The following is a 4,231-nucleotide window of genomic DNA, read 5'->3' on the forward strand; positions in this document are numbered from 1 at the left end:
CAAGATCGTTTTCTTCCTGAAGCATCAGCCGGGCTTTTTCGAGTATGTCCAGGGCTCTTACGTGATTGCCTCTGCGCTGATCCAGAATCGAAAGGTTGAGGAGTATGCGGCCGTGCAGCTTCCTGTTTCCGAATATGACGACAAGACTCAAAGCCTCGTGCCATGCCTGTTCGGCTTCACGAAGTCTTCCTTGCCTGAAATGTATGCGGCCTATCGAAATCGCCGCCTTGCAGAAAGCTATATAATCGTCTGCCAGCCGCGCCTGATTCCGCGCTTCCAAGGCGTATTCCAGCGCTTTTTCAAATTTCCCGGCCTCAAACAGCATCTTGGATGCGAAAGAAGCAAGCGACGAACGCTCGACCGGCGACTTCTCCTCCCTAAGCTTATCCACTGTGGTCAAGAAAGCCTTTTCTTTTTCACCCGAATTGTATAACTCCTTCAAATTATTATATATATCTCTCTCTAGCATGTCAACACCTTTATTCTTTAGGATTTCCTCTTTTCTTGTTTTCCTGTTACCCATTCTTCAAAAAACACTCCTTTATGCCTTGATTATAGCGAATTCTGAATGTTTGTCAAGAAGAATGATGCTTTTTTTAGACTTTTTTTCTTGTTGAAAAAAGATGCAGAAAGAGCGTTATACGTCTTCGCGGATAAACGCTTTAAGGTGCCTGGTTTGATTGAAAAGAACAAGAGAGAACCCCCTCTCATCCGTATGTTCTACTATTGAGTATGAAGCCGTTTCCGGCGTAAGCTTCCAGAAATAGGGTTCGGGGATACCGAGCAGGCCGGCAATCAAGGGTTTGAGCACCGCTCGGTGTGTGACGACCGCGAACCCTCCTCCCCTTCTTTCTCCTGTGATGCGGATCAGGGATGAGACGGCTCTTTTTTGAACCAAGTCGAGCGTCTCGGCGCCCTCCATGCGGAGCTTTTCAGGCTCGGTGCGCCAGAGCCTGAATTCGTGAGGCTGTTCCTTCTCGACCTCCGACTTGGGCTTGCCTTCCCACGCGCCAAGGTAGATGTTGTTGAAGCCTTCCTCGATGATTGGCGCGATGGAGCGGCCTTGACAAACGATCTCGGCGGTCTGGTACGCGCGCGTTAAGGGGCTCGTGTACACGGCGTCGAGCGGCACGTTCATGAGTTCTGTCGCGAGCGAGCGTGCCTGCTCAATTCCCTGCTCGTTCAAGGGATAGTTGAAGCGTCCGCGGAAAAGTCCTTCGCGGTTGCCTTCACATTCCCCATGCCGGATAAGGTAGATTGTTGTGAGCATTGTTAATGATAGACCAACCTGCTCAAAGTCAACGTTAGGAACCGGCTTGACTGGACGGTACGAGGCTATATAATGGTTTTGATAATGAATATCGGCTTAATCCTTGATTGCCGATTTAATCCCTAGGGAGAATAATCATGAGATTTCTTGCAATTACGATCCTTACTTTCCTGGCAATATCCGATCTTCCGGCTTCGCCTTCAGGCAAGATAGCACTGAGGGTGTTTGACGCTTCCTCGCGCTCGCCGCTTGCAGGCGCGAATGTCGTGATCACGGGAACGGAGATAGGCGGGGCCGCAGACCAGAATGGCACGCTTATACTGAGAGACGTTCCCGCCGGTGTGTACTCGGTTGAGATCTCGATGATAGGCTACCGCACGCAGGTCAAAACCCACGTTGCGGTACAGCCCGGACGCTCAGCAGAACTCGAGGTAAGGCTCGAGCGTTCTCCAGTCGCGATGGGTGCCGTCGAGGTAAGGCCTGACTATTTCCCCAAGTCAGGGGATGCGGCTGTATCCAGCACCAACTTCTCATCGGCCGAGATAAGGGTGCAGCCGGGCGGAACCATGGACATCCAGCGCGTTGTCCAGGCGCTCCCCTCGGTCTCGGGAGGAAACGACCAGGACAACGAAGTAATAGTGAGGGGCGGCTCGCAAGGAGAGAACCTCTTTATTCTCGACGGTGTGGAGGTGCCATATCCCAACCACTTCGGCCTTTACGACCACCAGGGCGGGGCGATTAACCTGATAAATCCCTTGATGATAAGGGAAGCCGACTTCATCGCAGGCGCGTTTCCTGCCCGCTACGGCGACAAGGCGTCTTCGGTGATGGACGTCTCGCTTAAGCGGGGCTCCAGAGAGGGGCTGGACGGAAACGTTGACATGGGCGTCGGAGGCGTGGGCGCCATTATCGAGGTACCGCTCCTTCGGGGCAAGGGGTCGTTCATGGCTGCATACCACCGCAGCTTTCTCGATTTCATGTCTGCGATAGGACTTTTCCCAGAAGACGCGATACTGCCCTTCTACACCAACTACATGGCTAAGCTGAGCGTTGACATAACCCCAAGAAACGAGCTTTCTCTCATGGCGATTGCCGGTTCGGACGACCTCGACGTGGATATGGAAGGCTTCCTCAACGGCATGACCGGCACGCTCCATCTGGCCACATCAAGGCTTGTTTCGGGTCTTGGCTTACGGAGTCTTTTCGGCGAGCGCTCGTGGGGCAGGCTCTCAATTTCATACTCTCGCGCCCGCTGGGGCCAGTATCTGTATACTGATTCTCTGGATACCTTGAATTCGACGACTTCCACTCTCGATTCGTGGAAAGCGCAGTATCAGCTCTCTCTCGGCACATTCGAGGGTTTCCCGTTCGAGGCCGGAGCATTCGTTAAGTATGAACCCTCAGAGTACTCGTTCTACACGCCTCTAACGGACACAACCTTCCTCGATATCGGCGAGGACACGGCTGGATTGAAGGCGGGGGGATGGATAGAACAGCAGTTTTCACTCTGGGATGTTGCTGACATCGAGCTAGGCGCAAGAGCCGATTATTTCGACCTCGTCCACGAACTTGCTTTTTCACCGAGGGTGAGGATCTCGACCCGACCTCTTCTGTGGGACGTGAGCGTTCACGCAGGCTACGGCTGGCACTACCAGACTCCCGCCTATTTCCTTCTCCTTAACGACACGGCTAACTACGCACTTCGCAGTGAGCGCTCCGATCACTACATTGCCGGAATCGAGCGGCTGATAACGGATGATACGAAGCTATCCGTTGAGGGATACTTCAAGAACATCACAAATCTTCCGTTAACGGAGCCCCTGGACCCGCGAGGCGCACTCGTGGCCCAGGTTAACTCTCAGGCATGGGGCGTGGAATTCTTGATTCAGAAACGCTACGCACACAACTGGCACGGGACTTTGGGATACTCGTACTCGTCATCGGTGATGCAGAACCCTCTGGATAAGGCGGTGCTTGTCCCGGGCGATTACGACTACAGGCACATGTTAAGCGTGGTTGCCGCGTACAAGTTCGAGTTCTACAAGTACGAATGGTACTTGAGGCTTCCGGAGTGGTTCAGGATGTCTGTGGGAAGCTTCCTCTTCTCGGACGAGTCCAACCTCGGCTTTCGCTTCCGCTACATGGGCCCCAGACCGTACACACCCATGCAGTGGAACAGCCATGACTCTACGTGGAGCTATGATGCAGACGATTACAACTCGGTGCGCTACCCCGCCTATCACAGGCTGGACGTACGGTGGGATCACAAGTTTCTCTTCAAGGGCTGGAGCATGTCGTGGTACATAGAGGCGCAGAACGCATATGGACGAAAGAACGTCTGGCAGTGCATGTACATGCCGGGTGGCGTCGTTGATACGCTTTACCAGATGGCTCTACTGCCTTCTGGCGGCATGGTCATTGAGTTCTAGGGAACTAGGGGAAACTCGACTTCGACCGCGTTCCTTGAAAAAAGGCTTGACAAAAAAAAGGTTAATATAATTCTTTCCGCAGAAAAGAGGTGTATAAAGAGGATGAGAAAAAATAAACATTACATTAAGGAGCAATAACGTGAAAAAGACAAGCCTTACGTTGCTGGCGGCATTTGCGGCAGCTTTCGCGATTCTGGCTCCCGCCGCATTAATGGCAGACCAATCCAACCCGCCTGATCCCTGGCAACCGCCGGTAAAAGACACTACGGGTAGATACGAAACAATATATATCGACAGCATACCCTGGCAAAGATTAGTATGCCCTGCACCCGGTGAGATACACTGCACACTGCTGCTATTAGAACCCATGCCCATTATAGATATGGAACTCCTTGGATGGTTCTTTACGGATGACAATTACTACTACTTCCACGCAAAAGAAGTAGATGGAACGATTGTAAACGACGGCGACGGAACAATCCTCATGGCCGTGCCGAAGCGGTACCTTGATGAATAAAACAAAATTGAAATA

The 4,231-nt window shown here is 52.4% G+C and carries 4 protein-coding genes; 2 read left to right on the forward strand and 2 right to left on the reverse strand.

The window, feature by feature from the left end; genetic code table 11:
* Positions 1-442, reverse strand: a 442-nt coding sequence (locus tag GX441_12805) for a tetratricopeptide repeat protein (protein NLI99518.1), incomplete at its 3' end; no start/stop codon positions are given.
* A 195-nt stretch (positions 443-637) separates the two neighbouring features.
* Complete coding sequence (locus GX441_12810) at positions 638-1,270, reverse strand: histidine phosphatase family protein (protein ID NLI99519.1); 633 nt, start codon at positions 1,268-1,270, stop codon at positions 638-640.
* A 137-nt stretch (positions 1,271-1,407) separates the two neighbouring features.
* On the opposite strand from GX441_12810, the gene GX441_12815 reads away from it, so the two are divergent.
* Positions 1,408-3,699 carry a TonB-dependent receptor gene (locus GX441_12815; protein ID NLI99520.1) on the forward strand — a complete coding sequence of 764 codons (2,292 nt, stop codon included), beginning with the start codon at positions 1,408-1,410 and terminating at the stop codon, positions 3,697-3,699.
* A gap of 139 nt (positions 3,700-3,838) precedes the next feature.
* Positions 3,839-4,216 carry a hypothetical protein gene (locus tag GX441_12820; protein ID NLI99521.1) on the forward strand — a complete coding sequence of 126 codons (378 nt, stop codon included), beginning with the start codon at positions 3,839-3,841 and terminating at the stop codon, positions 4,214-4,216.
* Positions 4,217-4,231: the final 15 nt, after the last annotated feature.

The organism is bacterium (genome assembly GCA_012517375.1).
In the GTDB taxonomy this organism is placed as follows: domain Bacteria; phylum Hydrothermota; class Tepidihabitantia; order B3-TA06; family B3-TA06; genus JAAYVC01.